Origin of the sequence: Bradyrhizobium erythrophlei, from assembly GCF_042430365.1 — a bacterium.
In the GTDB taxonomy this organism is placed as follows: Bacteria; Pseudomonadota; Alphaproteobacteria; order Rhizobiales; family Xanthobacteraceae; genus Bradyrhizobium; species Bradyrhizobium erythrophlei.
The window spans coordinates 49418-70148 of record NZ_JBHMET010000247.1 but is presented as its reverse complement, the minus strand read 5'-3'; the positions used below and the strand labels follow the sequence as shown (position 1 = coordinate 70148).

Here is a 20731-nt window from a genome sequence, read left to right as displayed (position 1 = left end):
AATCCGGGGCCAGCTTCTCCGCGTGGAGACTTGCCCCGGATTACGCTGCGCTCCATCCGGGCTACGAACTTACCCCAAATGCTTCTTGAAAAACTCCGTCGCGCGGCCCCAGGCGAGCTCGGCGGCGTGGCGGTCGTGCACGGATTGGCGCTGCTCGTTGACGAAGGCGTGCTCGGCGTCATAGCGGAACAGCTCGAGCGACTTGCCGGCGGCCTTCATCGCCTTCTCGAAATTGCCGACCAGCTCGGGCGTGCACCAGTCGTCCTTGTTGGCGAAGTGCGCCTGCAGCGGGATGCGGACGTCGGCGGGCTTCGCCGCCTGCTCCGGCGGGATGCCGTAGAACACGACGCCTGCGGTCAGTTCCGGCACATGCACGGCGCCGATGATGGTGACCGCGCCGCCGAGACAGAAGCCGGTCAGGCCGACCTTGGCCCCGTTCCTCGCGAGGTACTGTGCGGCACCGCGCACGGTCTGCGTGGTGGCGTCCATGAAGTCGAGCGAGTTCATCTCTTTGCCGGCGGCGTCGGTGTCGTGATAGGGCACCACCGTGCCCTTGTAGAGATCGGGCGCCAGCGCATCGAAGCCGGCGCGGGCAAAACGGTCGCACAGGCCCTTGATCTGGTCCTGCAATCCCCACCATTCCTGGATCACCACCACGCCGGGCGCATCGCCGCGCGCCGCGTTGGCGAGATAGCCGCTGGCGTCCTTGCCGTCCGGACGCTTGAAAGTGATGCTGGTACCCATGAGTTCCTCCGCATTGATTGCCGGCTGATTGGCCGGCATTTTGTCCGCAACCCGTGACGGACGCAATCGGCTCGATGATGCGTAGCGCGACGCACTTGCGGCTTACCACGCTGCAGATCCGGAACGCGCGAGCAACAAAAAAGCCCCCGAAGGGGCTTTTTCAATCTCGTGATGCCGGAGCTTCGCGTCAGTGCGCGTTGGCCCAGACCTTCTTCTTGGTGAAGTACATCAGGATCGCGAACAGGATCAGGAACACGAAGACCTGCATACCGATCCGCTTGCGCTCTTCCATGCGCGGCTCGGCGGTCCACATCAGGAAGGTCGTGACGTCGTGGGCGTACTGCTTCACCGTCGCCGGCGAGCCGTCGTCGTAGGTCACCTGGCCGTCGGAGAGCGGCTTCGGCATCTTGATCGCGTGCCCGGGGAAGTACTTGTTGTAGTACGAGCCCTCCGGGATCGTGACGCCAGCCGGCGGCTTGTCCTCGAAGCCCTGCAGCACGGCCGAGACGTAGTCCGGGCCCTGCTCCTGGTACTGGCTGAAGAAGTCGAACACGAATTGCGGGAAGCCGCGCTTGTAGGAACGCGCCTTGGTGATCAGCGAGAGATCCGGCGGCGCCGCGCCGCCATTGGCCGCGCGCGCGGCCTGCTCGTTGGCGAACGGCGACGGGAAGAAGTCCGCCGGGCGGCCCGGCCGCTCGAACATCTCGCCCTGATCGTTCGGACCGTCCTTGACCTTGTAGTCGGCAGCGAAGGCAGCCGCCTGCGCCGGTGAATAGCCGGGGCCGCCGGGGTCGGCGAGGTTGCGGAACGCGATGTAGGACAGGCCGTGGCAGGCCGCGCAGACTTCCTTGTAGACCCTCAGGCCACGCTGCACCGAGCCGCGATCATACTTGCCGAACGGACCGGAGAACGACCACCTCTCGGCGGGCGGCGCGTCGCCATGGTCCTCGGCCTTGGCGTTCTGGGTGCTGCCGGCAAACAGGCCGCCGGCCACCACGAGCGCGAGCACGACGGAGGCGGCGGTCGCGACCTTGCCCCGGCCCTTCGACAGCACGTCGTCGGCGATCGAGTTCGGCACCGGCCGCGGCGTCTCGATGCGGGCGAGCAGCGGCAGCACGATCAGGAAGTAGGCGAAGTAGCAGACCGTGAGGATGCGGCCGGCGATCACGTAGATGCCTTCCGGCGGCTGCGAGCCCAGATAACCGAGCCCGATGCAAACCACCACGAAGATCCAGAAGAACTGCTTGGCCAGCGGACGGTACTTCGACGAACGAGTCTTGGCGCTGTCGAGCCAGGGCAGGAACGCCAGGATGAGGATCGACGAGAACATCGCGATGACGCCGGCGAGCTTGTTCGGGATCGAACGCAGGATGGCGTAGAACGTCAGGTAGTACCATTCGGGCACGATGTGCGCGGGCGTCACGCCCGGATTCGCCGGGATGTAGTTGTCGGCGTCGCCGAGATAGTTCGGCATATAGAAGATGAACCAGGCGTAGAAGAGCAGGAAGCAGGACACGCCGAACAGGTCCTTGATCGTCGCATACGGCGTGAACGCCACGGTGTCCTTCTCGGTCTTGGCCTCGACGCCGGCCGGGTTGTTCTGGCCCGCGACATGCAGCGCCCAGACGTGCAGCACGACCACGCCGGCGATCACGAACGGCAACAGGTAATGCAGCGAGAAGAAGCGGTTCAGCGTCGGATTGCCGACTGAATAACCGCCCCACAGCAGCGTTACGATGCTCTCGCCGAAATAGGGCACGGCGGAAAACAGGTTGGTGATGACCGTGGCGCCCCAGAAGCTCATCTGGCCCCACGGCAGCACGTAGCCCATGAAGCCGGTGGCCATCATCAGGAGGTAGATGATGACGCCGAGGATCCACAGCACCTCACGCGGTTCCTTGTACGACCCGTAATAGAGGCCGCGGAACATGTGGATGTAGACGGCAAAGAAGAACATCGATGCGCCGGTGGCGTGCATGTTGCGCAGCAGCCAGCCGTAATTGACGTCGCGGACGATCAGCTCGACCGACTTGAAGGCGAGATCGGCATGCGGCGTGTAGTGCATCGCCAGGATCACGCCGGTCAGGATCTGCATGCCCAGCATCAGCGACAGGATGGCGCCGAAGGTCCACCAGTAGTTCAAGTTGCGCGGCGTCGGATAGGCCACGAACGAGGAGTGGACGAGGCCAAAGATCGGAAGGCGCCGTTCGATCCACTTCAAGGCGGGATTGGTTGGTTGATAATCGGATGGTCCGCTCATTGATGCGATCCTGAGGAAGAAAAACGACGCGATAGGTCCAAGTCGAGGCCGAAGTCCCGGGCAGCCCGGGACTTAGCCAATCTGGATTTTGGTGTCGGAAACGAAGATATAGGGCGGCACCGGCAGGTTGGCAGGCGCGGGCCCCTGGCGGATACGACCGGAGGAGTCGTACTGCGAACCGTGACAGGGGCAGAAGAAGCCGTCGTAATTGCCCTCATGGGCGATCGGGATGCAGCCGAGATGGGTGCAGATGCCGATCACGACGAGCCATTGGTCGTGGCCGGCCTTGACGCGGGCCGAGTCAAGCTCCGGGTCGGGCAGGCTCGAGAGCGGCACCTTCTGGGCCTCCGCGATCTGCTTCTTGGTGCGATGGCTGATGTAGATCGGCTTGCCGCGCCAGAAGACCTTGATGTCCTGGCCCTCGGCGATCGGCGTCAGGTCGACCTCGATCGGCGCGCCGGCGGCAATTGTTGCGGCATCCGGGTTCATCTGGGCAACCAGCGGCCAGGCGGTGACGGCTGCGCCGACCGCAGCGGCGACCCCGGTTGCAACAAGAAGGAAATCACGGCGTGTTGGTTGGTCCGCCGAAGACGCTGTCGTCACGATTCCAAGCCCTTTCTTATCTGCAGCCGGTGGAACCGTCCCGGAAACGCGGAACGCGCCCGGGAAAGGCTGCCGGCGCCCGCGGCCCCCGCGGCGGCAGAAAACCGCCATTCCACACCCCAAACGGCGGAACAGCAGTCCAGAATCGTTCTATTGGCACCCTTGCCGGACGAGCGCAAGCCCGCTATCGGCTCGCAAACGTGCAATGCACGAAATCCGCGCCGGGCGATGTTTTATTGAGACAAATTCGTCCCCATTTCACTGGCTGCCGCCACCATGCAGATCGCGCTGTTCCAACCGGATATTCCCCAGAATACAGGGACGATTCTGCGGCTCTGCGCCTGCCTGGATGTGGCGGCCCATATCATCGAACCGGCGGGGTTCGATGCCTCGGACCGGAATTTCCGCCGGGCGGGTATGGACTATCTCGACCATGTCAGGTTGATGCGCCACGACTCATGGTCAAAATTCGAGGAATGGCGTAACGAGGCGGGCTGTCGGCTGATCCTGTTCACGACAAAAGCGGCGAAATCCTACCTTGATTTCCGCTATACCGCCTCCGACGTGCTGCTGTTCGGGCGCGAGACCGCCGGAGTGACGGAGGCGGTCGTGGCGGCCGCCGATGCGCGGCTTCTGATCCCGATCAAGCCGCCTATGCGCTCGCTCAATGTGGCGGTCAGTGCGGCCATGGCAGTCGGAGAGGCGCTGCGCCAGACCGGCTCGGCATTCTGAGGAACTTTTGGTGAGCTACGCGGTCAAGGAGATATTTCTGACCCTGCAGGGCGAAGGCGCCCATGCGGGGCGTGCTTCCGTGTTCTGCCGCTTCGCCGGCTGCAACCTCTGGAGCGGCCGCGAGCAGGATCGCGCCACCGCGGTCTGCCAGTTCTGCGACACCGACTTCGTCGGGACTGACGGCACGCTGGGCGGCCGTTACGCGACCGCAGACCAGCTCGCCGACATCATCGCCGCGCAATGGACCGGCGGCGACGCCGACCGCTACGTGGTGCTGACCGGCGGCGAGCCGCTGCTGCAGGTCGACGCCGCCCTGATCGAGGCGCTGCACGGGCGCGGCTTCGCCATCGCGATCGAAACCAACGGCACCATCGCCCCGCCCGACGGGCTCGACTGGATCTGCGTCAGCCCCAAGGCGGCCAGCGAGCTCGTGATCCGCCGGGGACATGAGCTCAAGCTGGTCTATCCGCAGGCCGAGAATTCGCCGGAGGACTTTGCCGGCCTTGCCTTCGAGCGCTTTTCGCTGCAGCCGATGGACGGCCCCGACGTGATCGAGAACACCGAGCGCGCGATCGACTATTGCCTGAAGCATCCGCAATGGCGGCTCAGCGTGCAGACACACAAGACCTTGGGCATCAGATAATTGGCATCAGATAGAACTGGATCGTTGAAGACATGTGGGAATTGACGAAAGCGTTCCGCTTCGAGGCTGCGCATGCGCTGACCGGAACGACCTTTGGCGCCGCCAGCGAGGAGATCCACGGCCACTCCTTCCGCACCGAAGTCACCGTGCGCGGCACGCCGGATCCGAAGACCGGAATGGTGGTTGATCTCGGCGTGCTCGAGCGCAGCATGGCCGAGGTGCAGAAGACGCTCGACCACAAGCTCCTCAACAAGATCGAGGCGCTCGGGCCGCCGACCCTGGAAAATCTCTCGCGCTTCATCTGGGAGCGGTTGCAGCACGCCGGAAAGCTGACCCGCGTCAGCGTCCACCGCGACAGCTGCAACGAGAGCTGTACCTATTACGGCCCGCAGGACTGACGATGCCGGTGAATTTGTCCCCGATCGAGGATCGCAAGGCGCGGGCACGGAGCTGGTTCGAGGCGTTGCGCAACGAGATTTGCGCGGCCTTCGAGAAGCTCGAGGACGACGCGCCCGCTTCGCTCTATCCCGGCGACGCCGGCCGCTTCGTCCGCACGCCCTGGGACCGCACCGACCACTCGGGCAAGGCGGGCGGCGGCGGCGTGATGTCGATCATGAAGGGCCGCCTGTTCGAGAAGGTCGGCGTGCACTGCTCGACCGTGCATGGCGAGTTCGCCCCCGAATTCCGCGCGCAGATTCCGGGCGCTGCCGACGATCCGCGGTTCTGGGCCTCGGGCATCTCGCTGATCGCGCATCTGCGCAATCCGAACGTGCCGGCGGTGCACATGAACACTCGCTTCGTCGTCACCACCAAGGCCTGGTTCGGCGGTGGCGCCGATCTGACGCCGGTGCTGGACCGCCGCCGCACCCAGGACGACCCTGACGCGATCGCCTTCCATGCCGCGATGAAGGAGGCCTGCAGCGGGCCGAACGGGGTCGCCGATTACGACAAGTTCAAGAAATGGTGCGACGAGTATTTCTACCTGCCGCACCGGAAAGAGGCGCGCGGCATCGGCGGCATCTTCTACGACTGGCTGGACAGCGACGACTGGGAAGCCGATCTGGCCTTCACCCAGGACGTCGGCCGCAACTTCCTGAAGATCTATCCGGAGCTGGTGCGCCGCAATTTCGAAACGCCGTGGACGGCGGACGATCGCGAGGAGCAATTGGTCCGCCGCGGCCGCTATGTCGAATTCAACCTGCTCTATGACCGCGGCACCATCTTCGGCCTGAAGACCGGCGGCAATGTGGATTCGATCCTGTCGTCGCTGCCGCCGGAGGTGAAATGGCCGTGACCAAGCTGCCGCGCGCGATGCTGATCGACATGGATGACACCATCCTGTCGGCCTATGGGCGCCCCGAGATCGCCTGGAACAAGATCATGGCGGAGTTCGCCGACGAACTGGCGCCGCTGTCCCCGCCGCAGGTCGCGGCCGCGGCGCTGTCCTATGCGCGCCAGTTCTGGTCGACCGCCGAGCCCGCGTGGCGGCTGAAGCTCGGCGAGGCGCGGCGTCTTACGGTGAAGGGCGGCTTCGCCGCGCTCGCAGCCGGCGGCCACCGCGCACTGCCTGACGACCTCGCCGACCGCGTCGCCGACCGCTTCACCACCTATCGCGAGGAGGAGATGTTCGTCTTCCCCGGCGCGCATGAGGCGATCGACGCGCTGAAGGCGCTCGGCATCAAGCTCGCGCTGGTCACCAACGGCGCCGCCGATATGCAGCGCGCCAAGGTCGAGCGCTTCGCGCTCGGCCATCGCTTCGACCATATCCAGATCGAGGGCGAGCACGGCTTCGGCAAGCCGGAAGAGCGCGCCTATTTGCACGCGATGGCGGCACTCGGCGTCACCGCCGCGGACACCTGGATGATCGGCGACAATCTGGAATGGGAGGTCGAGGCGCCGCAGCGGCTCGGCATCTATGCGATCTGGATGGACGTGCACGGCGAGGGCCTGCCTAAGGGATCGACGATCAAGCCGGATCGCATCATCCGCTCGCTGACCGAGCTCGTGCCGGGCAAATCCTCAACGCAGCGCGCTTGAGATCATCACGATGCCGCCGGTGATCACGGCGGCATCGAGGATCGCGGTGTGGATGTGCATCGGCATCCGCTCGACGAAGGCCTTGGCCAGGAATGCGCCGGGGATCGCGATCGCGCCGATCAGGACCGCGAAAGCCAAGACCTGCGCGCTGACGACGCCGGCGAGACCGAACACCGAGATCTTCACCGCGCTGGTCGCCAGCGAGATCACCGCATCGGTCGCGATCACGGCCGCGCCCTCGAGCCCGGCCGCCATCAACAGCGACAGCAGGATCACGCCGGAGCCGGACGTGCCGCCGACCAGGACGCCGTAACCGACCGCGCCGGCGGCAAGGCCGGTGTCGCCGATCCTGACGCTGCGCCGCCGCAGCAATCGCCGCAGCGGCACGCTGAGGACCAGCATGCTGCCGATCAGGATCGCGGCGCCGGCGCTGGTCAGCCGCGTGAAGCCGTAAGCACCGAGCGCGGTGGTGACCACCGCCGCCGCGATCACGATGCCAGCCTTGCGACGATCGGCATAGCGGAGATAGGCGACGAAGCGGCTGAGATTGGTGAAGATCGAGGAGATCGCGATGATCGGCACGACGGGCTCGGCGCCGACCAGCGGCACAAGCACCAGCGGCATCAGCGCGCCGGTGCCGTAACCGGCAAGGCCACCGATCACGGACGCAAACAGGGCAACGACTGCGACGAGGAGAATTTGCAGGAGCGAGATGTCGGCGAAGCCGGAGAGAAGGTTCACAGCCGGTGGTCACGAGTGAAGCGGGAAACGGTCTGGTCGGCGATGGCCGACAGCGCCTGAGGCTCGAGCGGGAAGTCCGCGGCAAGCCAAGCGTCCTCGGCCAGCGTGAGGACATGCCCGAGCGCCGGCCCCTCGGCAATGCCACGCGCGATGAAATCCGCCGCCTTCAACGGAAATTGAGGCGGCCGCCAGCGCTGCGGCAGCGTGGCGAGCGCGTGCCATTGATCGACGTTGCGACCCGCGCCGGTCCGCGCCCAGGCGAGCAGCAGCCGGTCGCGATAGGCGTCCTCGCCGAGCCGGTACAGCCGGCGCCGGGCGCGAGCCTCGTCCATGCCGGGCAGCCGCCACCAGCGATGGCCCATGGAGTCGAGCGCCTTGGCCTCGGCATTGGAGAGCCGCAGCCGCGTCGTGATGCGCCGCGCATCCTCGGTGACCGCGACCGTCAACGCGCCGAGCCGGCGCACCGCGCCCGGCGCAAGCCCCATCCGTTTCTCGATCTCGATCATCGCGGCGAACGGCCCGGTATAGGCGACGCCGCCGAACAGCCACAGCAGCAGGCCGCCATCGGCCATCGCGACGGCCGCAGACGCGGCGCCCTCCGCGACCACGAGCTTCAGCATCTCCATCCGGATGCGCTCGGCGGAGAGGCCCGCAAGTCCGGCGCGCCGGCTGACGCAGGCGAGGTAACCCGCGCGATCGATCTCGCCTGCACCATAAGCGGCATGGAAGCGAAAGAAGCGGAGGATGCGCAAATAGTCCTCGGCGATGCGCTGCGCGGGATCGCCGATGAAGCGCACGCGGCGCGCCTCGATATCGGCCAGTCCGCCGACGTGATCATGCACGACGCCTGCGGCATCGACCGACAGGCCGTTGATGGTGAAATCGCGCCGCTCGGCGTCGCGCACCCAGTTGCGGCCGAATTTGACCTTGGCCTTGCGGCCATAGGTCTCGGTGTCCTCGCGCAGCGTCGTCACCTCGAAGGGGTGACCGTCGACCACGAGCGTCACGGTGCCGTGCTCGATGCCGGTCGGCACGCTCTTGATACCCGCATCCTTCGCGCGGCGCACCACCTCTTCCGGCACCGCCGTGGTGGCGATGTCGATGTCGCCGAGCGGAATGCGCATCAGCGCGTTGCGCACCGCGCCGCCGATCACCCGCGCCTCCTCGCCGCCTGTATCGAGCAGGCCGAGCACGCGCGCCGCCGGACCCGAACCGAGCCAGGGTGCGTCGGACAGCAGGCGCGCCTCGCTCATCGCTCGACTCCCGGCACCAGCCTGCCCTTCTCGACATGGGCCGGAACATAGGTCGAATGCGGCGGCGAGCCGGTGTATTCCGCGAGCAGGATGAAGCTCACGATCACCAGCACCAGGGCGGCCAGCGTCAGCTTCGCCAGCATGTGCAGCGGCCAAGACGCAGGCAGCGCGACGCCGGAACGGGTCGCAATGAGGAAGGCTGCATAGACCGCGAACGGGATCAGGAAGACTCCGATCTCGGTCAACACCGTCCGGATCATGGCAGATAGATCCGCTCGTAGAGCACGCGAAGGATCCCTGCGGTCGCGCCCCAGATGTAACGCTCGGCGAACGGCATCGCGTAGTAGGAGCGGTCGACGCCGCGGAATTCCTTGGTGTGGATCTGGTGGTTCGCCGGATTCATCAGGAACGCGAGCGGTACCTCGAAGGCATCGACGACCTCGGCCTCGTTGATATCAAGCGTGAAGCCCGGCTTCACCTTGGCGACCGTCGGCAGGATGCGGAAGCCGAACGCGGTGCCGTAGAGATCGAGATAGCCGATCGGCTCGATGTATTCCCGCTTGAGGCCGACCTCCTCGCAGGCCTCGCGCAGCGCCGCATCGCGCGGCGAGGCGTCGGTCGCGTCGATCTTGCCGCCGGGAAAGGAGATCTGCCCGGCATGGCTCGACAGATTCGGCGAGCGCTGCGTTAGCAGCACGGTCGGCTCGCGATGATCGACCACCGGGATCAGAACGGCGGCCGGCCGCACCGGCTGCTCTTGCGCGACGATCTCCAGCATGCGGTCGTTGCCGGAATCGCCGGTGCGCGGAATGATGTTGGGATCGATCAGGCCGGGCGGCACGTCGAAATTCAGCCGCGCGCGGCTCCTCGCAAAAAATTCCGTCGAGCTGATCGCCGCCGGTTCCACCCTCAGCATCGGCTCGTTCAAAGTGCGTCCCTCACCTGCTTCGCATCCGCCATCGCGAAGAATTCGCCGCCGGACTCGACTCCGAACATCTGTTGACCATCGACCATCCGCTCCTCGCCCATGTCAACCAGATCGTAATAGAGCGCGCGGGTGACCTTGGCCCAGAGATCGGCACGGACGTGCAGATACGGCGTCAATCCACCGTCCGCGGCGGCCTCGAAGCGCAGGCAATGCCCCTTCTCGCAATCGACCCAATCGTCGACATTGGTGCGGAACCTTAACAAACGTCCACGTTCGTCGTCCTGTTTCTGCATCTCGACCGCAAGAAATGGCGCGTCGTCGACGCGGATGCCGACCTTCTCCACCGGCGTCACGAGAAAGTGCTTGTCCCCCTCGCGCTTGAGGATGGTCGAGAACAGCCGCACCAGCGCCGGCCGGCCGATCGGTGTTCCCATGTAGAACCACGTTCCGTCGCTTCCGATTCGCATGTCGAGGTCGCCGCAGAATGGCGGATTCCACAAGTGCACGGGAGGCAGACCTCTGCCGCCGGCCGGGCTTGATTCCGCAGCATGGCTGGCCGCCGCGGTGAGGCCTTCGAGCCCCTTGCCTTCAAGGCCCGTGGTTTCACGGTCCTGATTGGTCTGCCCTTGCTTCGCCATTGTTTGCCTTAAAGTTTCCTACCCTCAATCTGGCACGATTGGTGCACGTACCTTCAGATGTGAGCGAGGTGTCATTCTCGCCACATCGTGATGCCGTTCATACCCCGAAATGCCGATAAGGTGGGGATAGTTTAATTCAACGAATACATGGCCTTCGTGCAAGTTTAGCATGCGGTCCATGACATGGCGACGCGGATGAATCGCGGCCCGTCAACAAGGAGCTGACCGAATGGCAGGTGCAGACAGCGTCGAGAAACTGGAGGATGTGATCGTCCGTTCGGCCGAGCAGGTCTCGGGCCAGATCCGCGCCGCCAAGGAGGCGATTTCCACCGTCATTTTCGGGCAGGACCGGGTGATCGAAAACACCCTGGTGACGATCCTGTCCGGCGGCCATGCACTGTTGATCGGCGTGCCCGGCCTCGCCAAGACGAAGCTGGTCGAAACGCTCGGCATCACGCTCGGGCTTGATGCCAAGCGCATCCAGTTCACGCCGGACCTGATGCCCTCGGACATCCTCGGCGCCGAAGTGCTCGACGAGAGCACCACCGGCAAGCGCTCGTTCCGCTTCATCGCAGGTCCGGTGTTCGCGCAGCTTTTGATGGCCGACGAGATCAACCGCGCGAGCCCGCGCACGCAGTCGGCGCTGCTGCAGGCCATGCAGGAGCAGCACATCACGGTGGCCGGCGCGCGGCATGATTTGCCGAAGCCGTTCCATGTGCTCGCCACGCAAAACCCGCTGGAGCAGGAAGGCACCTATCCGCTCCCCGAGGCCCAGCTCGATCGCTTCCTGATGGAGATCGACGTCGACTATCCCGATCGCGACGCCGAGCGGCGCATCCTATTCGAAACCACCGGCGCTGAAGAGACGCTGGCGAAGGCGTCGATGGACGCCGAGACGCTGGTCGCCGCGCAGCGGCTGGTGCGTCGCCTGCCGGTCGGCGATTCCGTGGTGGAGGCAATCCTGTCGCTGGTCCGCGCTGCGCGCCCCGGCCCCGAGGGCGGCGAAGCCGGCAAGCTGATCGCCTGGGGACCGGGTCCCCGCGCGAGCCAGTCGCTGATGCTCGCGGTGCGCGCCCGCGCGCTGCTCGACGGACGGCTTGCGCCGTCGATCGACGACGTGCTCGATCTCGCCGAGCCCGTGCTCAAGCACCGCATGGCGCTGACCTTCTCGGCGCGCGCCGAGGGGCGCACCATTCCTGACGTGATCAGGCAATTGAAGACGCGGATCGGTTGATGGCCGCAGACGACAGGCACTTGAACGAGGAGATCCTGGCTGTACGACGTGCTGATGGCGAAAGCCGAACGCTCGCCGCGTCGCTGCCGCGTCTGGTGCTTGAAGCCCGCCGTGTCGCCGCCAACGTGATCCATGGCCTGCACGGCCGCCGCCGCGCCGGCTCGGGCGAGAATTTTTGGCAATACCGCCGCTTCGTCTCCGGCGAGCCGTCGCAGCGCGTCGACTGGCGTCGCTCGGCACGCGACGACCATCTCTATGTCCGCGAGCAGGAATGGGAGGCCGCGCACACCGTGTGGATCTGGCCGGACCGCTCGCCTTCGATGGCGTTTGCGTCGCGGCAGGCGCGCGACAGCAAGCTCGAGCGCACCCTGATCGTTGCCTTCGCGCTTGCCGAGCTCCTGGTCTCGGGCGGCGAACGCGTCGGCATTCCCGGCCTGATGAACCCGACCGCAAGCCTCAACGTGATCGACAAGATGGTGGAAGCGATGTTGCACGACGACAAGACGCGCGCGAGCCTGCCGCCGTCCTTCGTGCCGTCGTCGCTCGCCGAAGTCGTCGTGCTGTCGGATTTCTGGTCGCCGATCTCGGAGATCACGTCCATGCTGGCCGGGCTGTCCTCCTCCGGCGCGCATGGCACGCTGGTCCAGGTCGTGGATCCCGCCGAGGAGACCTTCCCCTATTCCGGCCGCATCGAATTCGTCGAGCCCGAGGGCGCAGGCGTCATCACCGCGGGCCGCGCCGAGAGCTGGGCGAGTGACTATGTCGCGCGCGTCGCGCTGCACCGCGACCAGATCCGCGACGAGACCAACCGGCTCGACTGGCTGTTCTCCACCCACACCACGAGCCGCTCGGCGGCCGAGCTGTTGTTGTTCCTGCACGCCGGCATGATGGTGAGCAAGGGCAGCGGCCGCGCGACGGTCAAAGTGGGACGAAGCGCATGATCGCGGGCCTGCCGCTCTCCTTCGCCGAGCCGATGCTGCTGTTGGGACTAGTGAGCCTGCCGGTGCTGTGGTGGCTGTTGCGCGTGATGCCGCCGCGGCCGCGGCGGATCGAATTCCCGCCGACGCGGCTGTTGTTCGAGATCGCGCCGAAGGAAGAGACGCCGTCGCGCACGCCGTGGTGGCTGACGCTGCTGCGGCTCGCCGCCGCCGCGCTCGTCATCCTCGCCGCCGCCGGTCCGATCTGGAATCCGCAAACCGGCGTCGCCGCCGGCAAGGCGCCGCTGGTGATCCTGCTCGACGACGGCTGGAGCGCCGCCTCGAGCTGGGACGCGCGGGTCAAGGCCGCGGACGAATTGATCGCCAACGCCGACAATGACCGTCGCGGGGTCGCGCTGGTGCCGCTGTCAGAGCCTACGCGCGACATCACGCTGATGCCGGCCGGCACGGCGCGGGTCGCGCTGCGCCAGTTCGCGCCGAAACCCTATTCGATCGACCGGGTCGAGACCCTTGCGACGCTCGGACGGTTCCTTAAATCAACAGGGGATTGCGAGATCGCCTGGCTGTCGGATGGCGTCGACACCGGGCGCGGGGCCGAATTCGCGGAAGGTCTCGGCAAGGTGATCGAAGATCGCAACCTGACGATCTTTGAGGGCGGCGCGCCTTCGGCGCAGGCGCTGGTCGCGGCCGAAAATGCGGCTGCGAAGATGACCGTGAAGGTGTTGCGCACCGCGAGCGGAATCGCAGGGGGCACGGTGCGGGCGATCGATGCCAAGGGCTCGCCGATCGGCGAGGCACGTTACGCCTTCGGCCCGCAGGAGCGTGAGACCGAAGCCGCCTTCGATCTTCCGGTCGAGCTGCGCAACGACATTGCGCGGCTCGAAATCGCCGGCGAGCGTTCGGCCGGCGCGGTGCAGCTGCTCGACAAGCGCTGGCGCCGCCGCGCCATCGGCGTCGTCTCCGGCGCAACCAGCGACACCGCGCAGCCGCTGCTCGCCTCGACCTTCTATCTCTCCCGCGCCTTGCAGCCCTTCGCCGATGTCCGCTTAGGCGATCGCGGCGCGCCACAGCAGGTGATCGCCCAGTTCCTCGATCAGCGGCTGCCGATGATCGTGATGGCCGATGTCGGCACGCTGTCGCCGGAGATCCGCGAGCGTCTGAACGCCTGGATCGACCAAGGCGGCGTGCTGGTGCGCTTCGCCGGTCCCCGCCTCGCGCAAGCCGATGACGACCTCGTGCCGGTCAAGCTGCGCAAGGGCGGCCGCACGCTCGGCGGCAGCCTGACCTGGGAGAAGCCGCAGCACATGGCCTCATTTACCGCCGACGGCCCGTTCTCCGGACTGAATGTCCCCAAGGACATCACCGTGAGCCGGCAGGTGCTGGCCGAGCCCGATGCCGTGCTCGCGACCAAGAGCTGGGCGTCGCTGGAAGACGGCACGCCGCTCGTGACCGGCGAGCATCGCGGCAAGGGCGTGATCAGCCTGTTCCATGTCGGCGCCGACATGCGCTGGTCCGACCTGCCGATGTCGGGCACGTTCGTCGAGATGCTGCGGCGGCTGGTCGACATGTCCGGCTACACCTCGAAACCGGGCCCCGGTGTCGCGACCGAACCAAATACCGAGACGGTCGCGCCGCTGCGCACGCTCGACGGCTTCGGCGCGTTCGGCCCGCCGCCCGCGACCGCCAAGCCGATGTCGGCCGACTACCTCGATCGCGCCACGGTGGATCATCCGCCCGGCTTCTACGGCCCGGCCGAGGGCCCGATCGCGGTCAACACGCTGGCCTCCGCCGATCGCATCGCGCCGCTCGACACCTCCAACCTGCGTGCGCGCCGCGCGAGCTACACCAATGCCGAGCCGCGCGACCTGCGCGGCATCCTGCTGTCATCCGCGCTCGCGCTGTTCCTGATCGACGCGATCGTGGTGGCGATGCTCGGCGCCGGCCTTGCCGCGCTGCTCAGGCGGCGCGCGGCGCCCGCCGTGCTCGCGCTCGCCTTCCTGCTGGCGGCGATGTCGCCGCAGCCAACGCGCGCGCAGAACAATGACGATTTCGCCATCAAGTCGGTGTCGCAGACCCGCCTTGCCTATGTCGTGACCGGCAATGCCGACGTCGATTCCATCGTCAAGGCCGGAATGGCCGGGCTGACGCTGTTCCTGGCGCAGCGCACGGCGCTCGAGGCCGGCGATCCCGTCGGCGTCGACCCGGCGCATGACGAGCTCGCCTTCTTCCCGCTGATCTACTGGCCGATCGTGCCCGGCGCGCCGAAGCCGCCGCAGGACGCCATCAACAGGATCGACGCCTATATGAAGCAGGGCGGCACCGTCGTGTTCGACACCCGCGACGCGGTCGAGGCCGGGCCGGGCGACAACGGGGCCTCGCAAACACCGGGCATGCAGACGCTGCGCGAACTGCTCTCCACCCTCGACGTGCCGGAGCTCGAGCCGGTGCCGCGCGAGCACGTGCTGACCAAGACGTTCTATCTGCTGCGCGACTTCCCCGGCCGATTCAACTCGGGCCAGACCTGGGTCGAGACGCTGCCGCGCGAGGACGACGACGAGGCCGCGCAGCGTCCGGCGCGCGGCGGCGACGGCGTCTCGCCGATCATCATCACCTCGAACGATCTCGCCGGAGCCTGGGCAATCCGTCCCGATGGCCAGCCGATGCTGCCGCTCACCCCTGGCGAACCGCGCCAGCGCGAATTCGCCTTCCGCGCCGGCGTCAACATCGTGATGTATACGCTGACCGGCAACTACAAGGCCGACCAGGTGCACGCACCGGCGCTGATCGAGCGGTTGGGGCAGTGAGATGAACTACGGTATCGCATTCACTCCGCTGGTTCCCTCGCTCGTGCTGTGGATTGCGCTCGGCGCGATCGTCGTCATCGCGGCGCTGCTGCTGGTGTCGCGCGCACGCGGCGCCGCGGTGCGTGTCGCCGCGCTGGCGCTGATCCTGCTCGCGCTCGCCAATCCCTCCTTCACCCGCGAGGATCGTGAGCCGCTGTCCTCGGTCGCCGCCGTCGTGATCGACAAGAGCCCGAGCCAGAATTTCGGCACGCGCAACCAGGAGACGGCGAAGGCGCAGGAGTCCCTCGTCGACAGCCTGAAGAAGATCAAGGGGCTCGAGGTCCGCGTCGTCGAGGCCGGCCAGGCCGACGGAGAGACCGACGGCACAAAACTGTTCGGCGCGTTGTCGTCGGCGCTGGCCGACGTTCCGATCGAGCGTGTCGCCGGCGCGTTCCTGATCACCGACGGGCGTGTCCATGATATTCCGGCCAATGCGCAGGCGCTCGGCTTCCAGGCGCCGGTGCACGCGCTGATCACCGGCCACAAGAACGAGCGGGACCGCCGCATCGCGATCTCGGCCGCGCCGCGCTTCGGCATCGTCGGCCAGACCCAGACCATCACCTATCGGCTCGACGACCAGGGCGTCACCGGTGAGCGCGCCAAGGTCGTGATCCGCCGCGACGGCGAGGTGATCAGCGAGAAAACGCTGGGCAGCGGCCAGACCTCCAGCGTCGACATCGATATCAAGCATGCCGGTCCGAACATCGTCGAGATCGAGGCTTCTCCGCTCGAGAATGAACTCACGCCAGTCAACAACCGCGCCGTGGTCGCGATCGACGGCGTGCGCGACAAGCTGCGCGTGCTCCTGGTGTCGGGCGAGCCGCATTCCGGCGAGCGCACCTGGCGCAACCTGCTGAAATCCGACGCCAGCGTCGACCTCGTGCACTTCACGATTCTGCGCCCGCCGGAGAAGCAGGACGGTACGCCGATCAACGAGCTGTCGCTGATCGCGTTTCCGACCCGCGAGCTGTTCCAGCAGAAGATCAACGAATTCCAGCTGATCATCTTCGACCGCTACGCCCGCCAGGGCGTGCTGCCGATCGCCTATTTCGACAACATCGCGCGCTATGTGCGTTCCGGCGGCGCGGTGCTGGTCTCCGCCGGGCCCGATTATGCCTCGACCACCAGCATCTGGCGCACGCCGCTGGATTCGGTGCTGCCGGCCGAGCCGGTGGGCGTAACCGAGAAGCCCTATTACGCGCATCTCAGCGATGCCGGGAAGCGTCATCCGGTGACGCGCGGGCTGGAGGGCTCGGCCTCCGAGCCGCCGCGCTGGAGCCGCTTCTTCCGCACCGTTGATACCCGCAATGCGGCCGGCGCGCCCGTGATGACCGGTGCCGACGGCAAGCCGCTGCTGTTGTTGTCGCGGTTCGGCGAGGGTCGCGTCGCGCTCCTGCTCTCCGACCACATCTGGCTGTGGGCGCGCGGCTATGAGGGCGGCGGCCCGCATCTCGACCTGCTGCGACGGATGTCGCACTGGCTGATGAAGCAGCCGGATCTGGACGAAGAGGCGCTGCGCCTGCAGGTGCAGGGCAAAGACCTCGTCGTGGTGCGCCAGACCATGGCCGACACCGTCTCGCCGGTCACCGTGACGTCACCGAGCGGCACGACGCATGAACTGACCCTGACCGCCGGCGATCCCGGCGAATGGCGCGCGACGTTGCCGGCCAGCGAGCTCGGCTTGTGGCAGGCGACCGACGGCACGCTGAAGGCCCTGATCAATGTCGGCCCGACCAATCCGAAGGAATTTTCGGAAGTCACCTCGACCGCCGAGATGCTGAAGCCGCTGGCGCAGGCGACCGGCGGCGACGCACGGCGCATCGTCGATGGATCAAGCCTCGACATGCCGCGCGTGGTGCCGGTGCGCGCCTCCTCGATTTTCCGCGGCGACGGTTGGCTCGGCGTCAAGATGCGCGACGCCAGCGTCGTCAAGGGAGTCGGCGTGCTGCCGATGTTCGCCGGCCTGGTCGGCCTCTTGCTGTTGCTCGGCGCGTTTGCCGCTACCTGGCTGCGCGAGGGACGATAACCGGCATCGTTGCGTCAATCACACACCATCTGCCGATCGACCGCAGGTCATCCGAGCCACGGTTGACATCGCGATCGCCATCCGATGTTATAATGTAACATCGGGACGGCTGGGGTCATGACGCCGTCCTGAGGGCGGGCGTCGTCAGGCATGAAGTGGTTCCGGAAGCACATCAAGACTGGCTCGCGGCTGGCGCTGTTCGCGCTGGCCGTCCAGTTCGTGCTGTCGTTCGGGCACTTCCATTCGCTGGCGGTCGCGCAGGCGGCACCGGCAGCGCAGACTGGCCTGTCGCTGACCGATCTCGCCTATGTCGGGACCTCGGCGACGCCGGACCTCGCGATCGAGGTCACCCACACGCAGCCGCCCGCCCGTCACGACAACGACCGGCACCCGGCCGATAATTGCGCGATCTGCACCGTCATCTCGCTCGCGGGCAGCCTGCTGTTCGCGGCGCCGCCGGTGCTGCTGCTACCCGAAGCCGTCGAACTTCTTCGCCGTGCCACCGACGCCGAATTCCTTCACCTGAAGGCGGCGCCATCTGCGTTTCGCTCCCGCGCACCTCCGCTCTCCTGACATCGATTGATCGCTGTGCCCGCGAGGGAACGGCCGCGTCATGCGCGGCCGCTTCCCCACAGGCGAAATCAGAATCGATCCGTCGTTTTCGGCGGAATCAGGATCGGAACAATGACACTTCAGAAGAAACGAACATTCCTTGCCGGAGGCGCAAGCTGGCTGTTGCTGTGCGCGATGAATGGTGGCGCGATGGCCGACGATCCGGCGCCGGCCCCCGCCCCCTCGGCGCAACTCCCGGAAGTCACCGTGACGGCACCAAGCCCGATCCGGCGACATCGCGCCGTGCCGACGCGCACGCCGACCAACGTCGCGCGTGCAGCACCCGGCCGCGATCGCGAGCGCGCGGCGGAAACACAACCGGCGCCGGCCGCGCCTGCGCCACAACAGGGCGTCCTGCCCGTCGTCACCGACCAGTTCGCAACCGTGACCGTCGTGCCGAACGAGGAGCTGCGGCGCGAGGGCGGCGCCACGCTCGGCGATCTCCTGTTCTCCAAACCGGGCATCACCGGCTCGAGCTTTGCGCCGGGTGCGTCCAGCCGGCCGATCATCCGCGGCCTTGACGTCAACCGCGTCGGCATCGTCGAGAACGGCACCGGCGGTGGCGGCGTCTCCGATCTCGGCGAAGACCACTTCGTGCCGATCGATCCGCTCGCGACCAACCAGGTCGAGGTGGTGCGCGGCCCCGCTGCGCTGCGCTACGGCTCGACCTCGATCGGCGGCATCGTCAGCGCCACCAACAACCGGATTCCGGAGGCGATGCCGACCTGCGCGGCCGCGCCGTTCCAGACCTATGGGTTGCCGGCAAAGGCTCCGCTCGCCAACGCGCAAAGCACGTCCTGCCTGAATGTCGAGACGCGCACGGCGGTCAGTTCGGTCGATCGCGGCGTCGAAGGCGGCATGCTGCTCGATGCCGGCGGCAATAACGTCGCCGTGCATGCCGACGTCTATGGCCGCACGACCGGCGATTACAGCATTCCAAGCTATCCATATCTGTTCGACCAGACGCGCCCGGTGAACGGCCGCCAGCCAAACTCCGCGACCCGATCTGACGGTGCCTCGGTCGGCGCGTCCTATTTCTTCCAGGGCGGCTATATCGGCGCTGCGATCACGCAGAACGACACGCTCTACCACATCCCCGGCATCGACGGCGCCGATCACCAGACGCGGATCGATGCGCACCAGACCAAGATCACCGCCAAGGGCGAATACCGGCCCGATGCCGCGGCGATCGATGCGGTGCGGTTCTGGCTCGGCGCGACCGACTATCGCCACAACGAACTCGGCCTTGCCGATCCGGCCGACCTGTCGAGCGACGGCATCAGGCAGACCTTCACCAACAAGGAGCAGGAGGCCCGCGTCGAGGTGCAGATGATGCCGTTCAACGCGCGCTTCGCGACGGTAACCACCGCGTTCGGCCTGCAGGCCGGCCACCAGGAGCTGACCGCGCCGAGCCCCGACAATCCCGGCACGGTGTTCAACGGGCTGTGGAATCCGAACAACAACAACCGCGTCGCGGGCTACGTCTTCAACGAGTTCAAGTTCACGGATACGACGAAGGCGCAAATCGCCGGCCGCATCGAGCATGTCGAGCTCCATGGCGCGACGCCGGACTTCCCGGCGGATTTTCTGCCGAATGGCGCCACGCAGGCCGCCGTGTCGCGCAACCCGTCCTACACGCCGGCCAGCGGCAGCATCGGGCTGATCCAGAATCTGCCCGGCGACCTCGTGGGCAGCATCACCGCGCAATATGTCGAGCGCGCGCCGAAGCCGGCCGAGCTGTTCTCGCGCGGCGGGCACGACGCGACCGCGACCTTCGATATCGGCGATCCGAACCTGACGATCGAGACGGCAAAATCGGTCGAGATCGGCTTGCGCAAGGCGACCGGACCGTTCCGGTTCGAGGCCACCGCCTACTACACCCACTTCGACAACTTCATCTTTCGGCGGCTGACCGGCGTGATGTGCGGTAGCGCCTTCGACTCCTGCGGCAACGGCGATCCCGGCAACGAGCTGCGGCAGGCGGTCTACTCCCAGCGCAACGCCAACTTCCGCGGCGCCGAATTCCAGAGCCAGCTCGATATCGGGCCGCTCAACGGCGGCATCTGGGGCATCGAGAACCAGTTCGACGTGGTGCGTGCCACCTTCACCGACGGCACCAACGTGCCGCGCATCCCACCGGTGCGGCTCGGCGGCGGGCTGTACTGGCGCGACAACAACTGGTTCGCCCGCGTCAACCTGCTGCACGCGTTCGCGCAGAACAACATCGCGGTGATCGGCGAGACGCCGACTGCGGGCTACAATCTCTTGAAGGCGGAGATCAGCTACAACACCAAGCTCAATTCGTCGTGGTTCGGTGCGCGCGAGATGACGGTCGGCCTGGTCGGCAACAATCTGCTCAACCAGAACATCCGCAACTCCGTGTCCTACACCAAGGACGAGGTGCTGCTGCCGGGGATCGGCGTGCGGGCGTTTGCGAACCTCAAGTTCTAGAACCAGAAGTCCAACGTAAGCGTCTCTCTCTGCCGTTCACGGCAGAGA

At 66.5% G+C, this 20731-nt stretch carries 19 protein-coding genes; 11 read left to right on the top strand and 8 right to left on the bottom strand.

Annotated features, from left to right (window positions below; genetic code table 11):
- Positions 1 to 69 precede the first annotated feature (69 nt).
- The 3 genes from ACFFWD_RS37255 to petA all read right to left on the bottom strand — a co-directional run bounded on the left by ACFFWD_RS37255 (position 70) and on the right by petA (position 3607).
- The gene (locus tag ACFFWD_RS37255; RefSeq protein ID WP_376974220.1) at positions 70 to 744 is read right to left on the bottom strand and encodes a dienelactone hydrolase family protein; all 675 of its coding nucleotides are present in this window, start codon (positions 742 to 744) and stop codon (positions 70 to 72) included.
- A 187-nt stretch (positions 745 to 931) separates the two neighbouring features.
- Entirely contained in the window at positions 932 to 3004 is a 2073-nt protein-coding gene (locus ACFFWD_RS37250) for a cytochrome c1 (RefSeq protein ID WP_376974218.1), read from the bottom strand.
- 72 nt (positions 3005 to 3076) lie between these two features.
- Entirely contained in the window at positions 3077 to 3607 is a 531-nt protein-coding gene (gene petA / locus ACFFWD_RS37245) for a ubiquinol-cytochrome c reductase iron-sulfur subunit (RefSeq protein WP_376974216.1), read from the bottom strand.
- 276 nt (positions 3608 to 3883) lie between these two features.
- On the opposite strand from petA, the gene ACFFWD_RS37240 reads away from it, so the two are divergent.
- Genes ACFFWD_RS37240 through ACFFWD_RS37220 form a run of 5 tightly spaced genes read left to right on the top strand, consistent with a single transcriptional unit; the run spans position 3884 to position 7019 of the window.
- Complete coding sequence (locus ACFFWD_RS37240) at positions 3884 to 4339, top strand: tRNA (cytidine(34)-2'-O)-methyltransferase (RefSeq protein ID WP_376974214.1); 456 nt, start codon at positions 3884 to 3886, stop codon at positions 4337 to 4339.
- 10 nt (positions 4340 to 4349) lie between these two features.
- Positions 4350 to 4982, top strand: coding sequence for a 7-carboxy-7-deazaguanine synthase (queE, locus tag ACFFWD_RS37235; RefSeq protein WP_376974212.1), 633 nt, complete (start codon positions 4350 to 4352; stop codon positions 4980 to 4982).
- A gap of 32 nt (positions 4983 to 5014) precedes the next feature.
- The gene (locus tag ACFFWD_RS37230) at positions 5015 to 5380 is read left to right on the top strand and encodes a 6-pyruvoyl trahydropterin synthase family protein (RefSeq protein WP_376974210.1); all 366 of its coding nucleotides are present in this window, start codon (positions 5015 to 5017) and stop codon (positions 5378 to 5380) included.
- Between the two features lie 2 nt (positions 5381 to 5382).
- Positions 5383 to 6276, top strand: coding sequence for an oxygen-dependent coproporphyrinogen oxidase (gene hemF / locus ACFFWD_RS37225; RefSeq protein WP_376974208.1), 894 nt, complete (start codon positions 5383 to 5385; stop codon positions 6274 to 6276).
- Positions 6267 to 7019: an HAD family hydrolase gene (locus ACFFWD_RS37220; RefSeq protein WP_376974206.1), complete on the top strand. Its 753-nt coding sequence runs from the start codon at positions 6267 to 6269 to the stop codon at positions 7017 to 7019. The genes hemF and ACFFWD_RS37220 overlap by 10 nt, the downstream gene beginning before the upstream one ends.
- Here the strand turns inward: ACFFWD_RS37220 and ACFFWD_RS37215 are convergent.
- From ACFFWD_RS37215 to ACFFWD_RS37195, 5 genes are read right to left on the bottom strand one after another with little or no spacing between them, the layout of a single operon-like run.
- Positions 7002 to 7760 carry a TSUP family transporter gene (locus tag ACFFWD_RS37215; protein ID WP_376974204.1) on the bottom strand — a complete coding sequence of 253 codons (759 nt, stop codon included), beginning with the start codon at positions 7758 to 7760 and terminating at the stop codon, positions 7002 to 7004. The genes ACFFWD_RS37220 and ACFFWD_RS37215 overlap by 18 nt on opposite strands.
- Entirely contained in the window at positions 7757 to 9013 is a 1257-nt protein-coding gene (locus tag ACFFWD_RS37210; RefSeq protein ID WP_376974202.1) for a CCA tRNA nucleotidyltransferase, read from the bottom strand. The genes ACFFWD_RS37215 and ACFFWD_RS37210 overlap by 4 nt, the downstream gene beginning before the upstream one ends.
- Positions 9010 to 9273, bottom strand: a complete 264-nt coding sequence (locus tag ACFFWD_RS37205) for a DUF6111 family protein (protein WP_376974200.1) — start codon at positions 9271 to 9273, stop codon at positions 9010 to 9012. The genes ACFFWD_RS37210 and ACFFWD_RS37205 overlap by 4 nt, the downstream gene beginning before the upstream one ends.
- Positions 9270 to 9929: a CoA pyrophosphatase gene (locus ACFFWD_RS37200; protein ID WP_376974198.1), complete on the bottom strand. Its 660-nt coding sequence runs from the start codon at positions 9927 to 9929 to the stop codon at positions 9270 to 9272. The genes ACFFWD_RS37205 and ACFFWD_RS37200 overlap by 4 nt, the downstream gene beginning before the upstream one ends.
- 8 nt (positions 9930 to 9937) lie before the next feature.
- Positions 9938 to 10579, bottom strand: a complete 642-nt coding sequence (locus tag ACFFWD_RS37195; protein ID WP_376974196.1) for a DUF1285 domain-containing protein — start codon at positions 10577 to 10579, stop codon at positions 9938 to 9940.
- Positions 10580 to 10808: 229 nt separating this feature from the next.
- Here ACFFWD_RS37195 and ACFFWD_RS37190 point away from each other — a divergent pair, with 229 nt between their 5' ends.
- The 6 genes from ACFFWD_RS37190 to ACFFWD_RS37165 all read left to right on the top strand — a co-directional run bounded on the left by ACFFWD_RS37190 (position 10809) and on the right by ACFFWD_RS37165 (position 20683).
- Positions 10809 to 11813, top strand: a complete 1005-nt coding sequence (locus ACFFWD_RS37190) for an AAA family ATPase (RefSeq protein ID WP_376974195.1) — start codon at positions 10809 to 10811, stop codon at positions 11811 to 11813.
- Positions 11813 to 12754 (top strand): DUF58 domain-containing protein, encoded by a 942-nt coding sequence (locus ACFFWD_RS37185; protein WP_376974193.1) that lies wholly within the window; start codon positions 11813 to 11815, stop codon positions 12752 to 12754. The genes ACFFWD_RS37190 and ACFFWD_RS37185 overlap by 1 nt, the downstream gene beginning before the upstream one ends.
- Positions 12754 to 15555, top strand: coding sequence for a DUF4159 domain-containing protein (locus tag ACFFWD_RS37180; RefSeq protein ID WP_376974255.1), 2802 nt, complete (start codon positions 12754 to 12756; stop codon positions 15553 to 15555). Before ACFFWD_RS37185 ends, ACFFWD_RS37180 begins: the two co-directional genes overlap by 1 nt.
- Position 15556: 1 nt before the next feature.
- A complete protein-coding gene (locus ACFFWD_RS37175) occupies positions 15557 to 17620 on the top strand; it encodes a hypothetical protein (RefSeq protein WP_376974191.1) in 2064 nt (687 codons plus the stop codon).
- Positions 17621 to 17770: 150 nt separating this feature from the next.
- The gene (locus ACFFWD_RS37170; protein WP_376974189.1) at positions 17771 to 18193 is read left to right on the top strand and encodes a DUF2946 family protein; all 423 of its coding nucleotides are present in this window, start codon (positions 17771 to 17773) and stop codon (positions 18191 to 18193) included.
- 111 nt (positions 18194 to 18304) lie between these two features.
- The gene (locus tag ACFFWD_RS37165; RefSeq protein WP_376974187.1) at positions 18305 to 20683 is read left to right on the top strand and encodes a TonB-dependent receptor; all 2379 of its coding nucleotides are present in this window, start codon (positions 18305 to 18307) and stop codon (positions 20681 to 20683) included.
- Positions 20684 to 20731 lie beyond the last annotated feature (48 nt).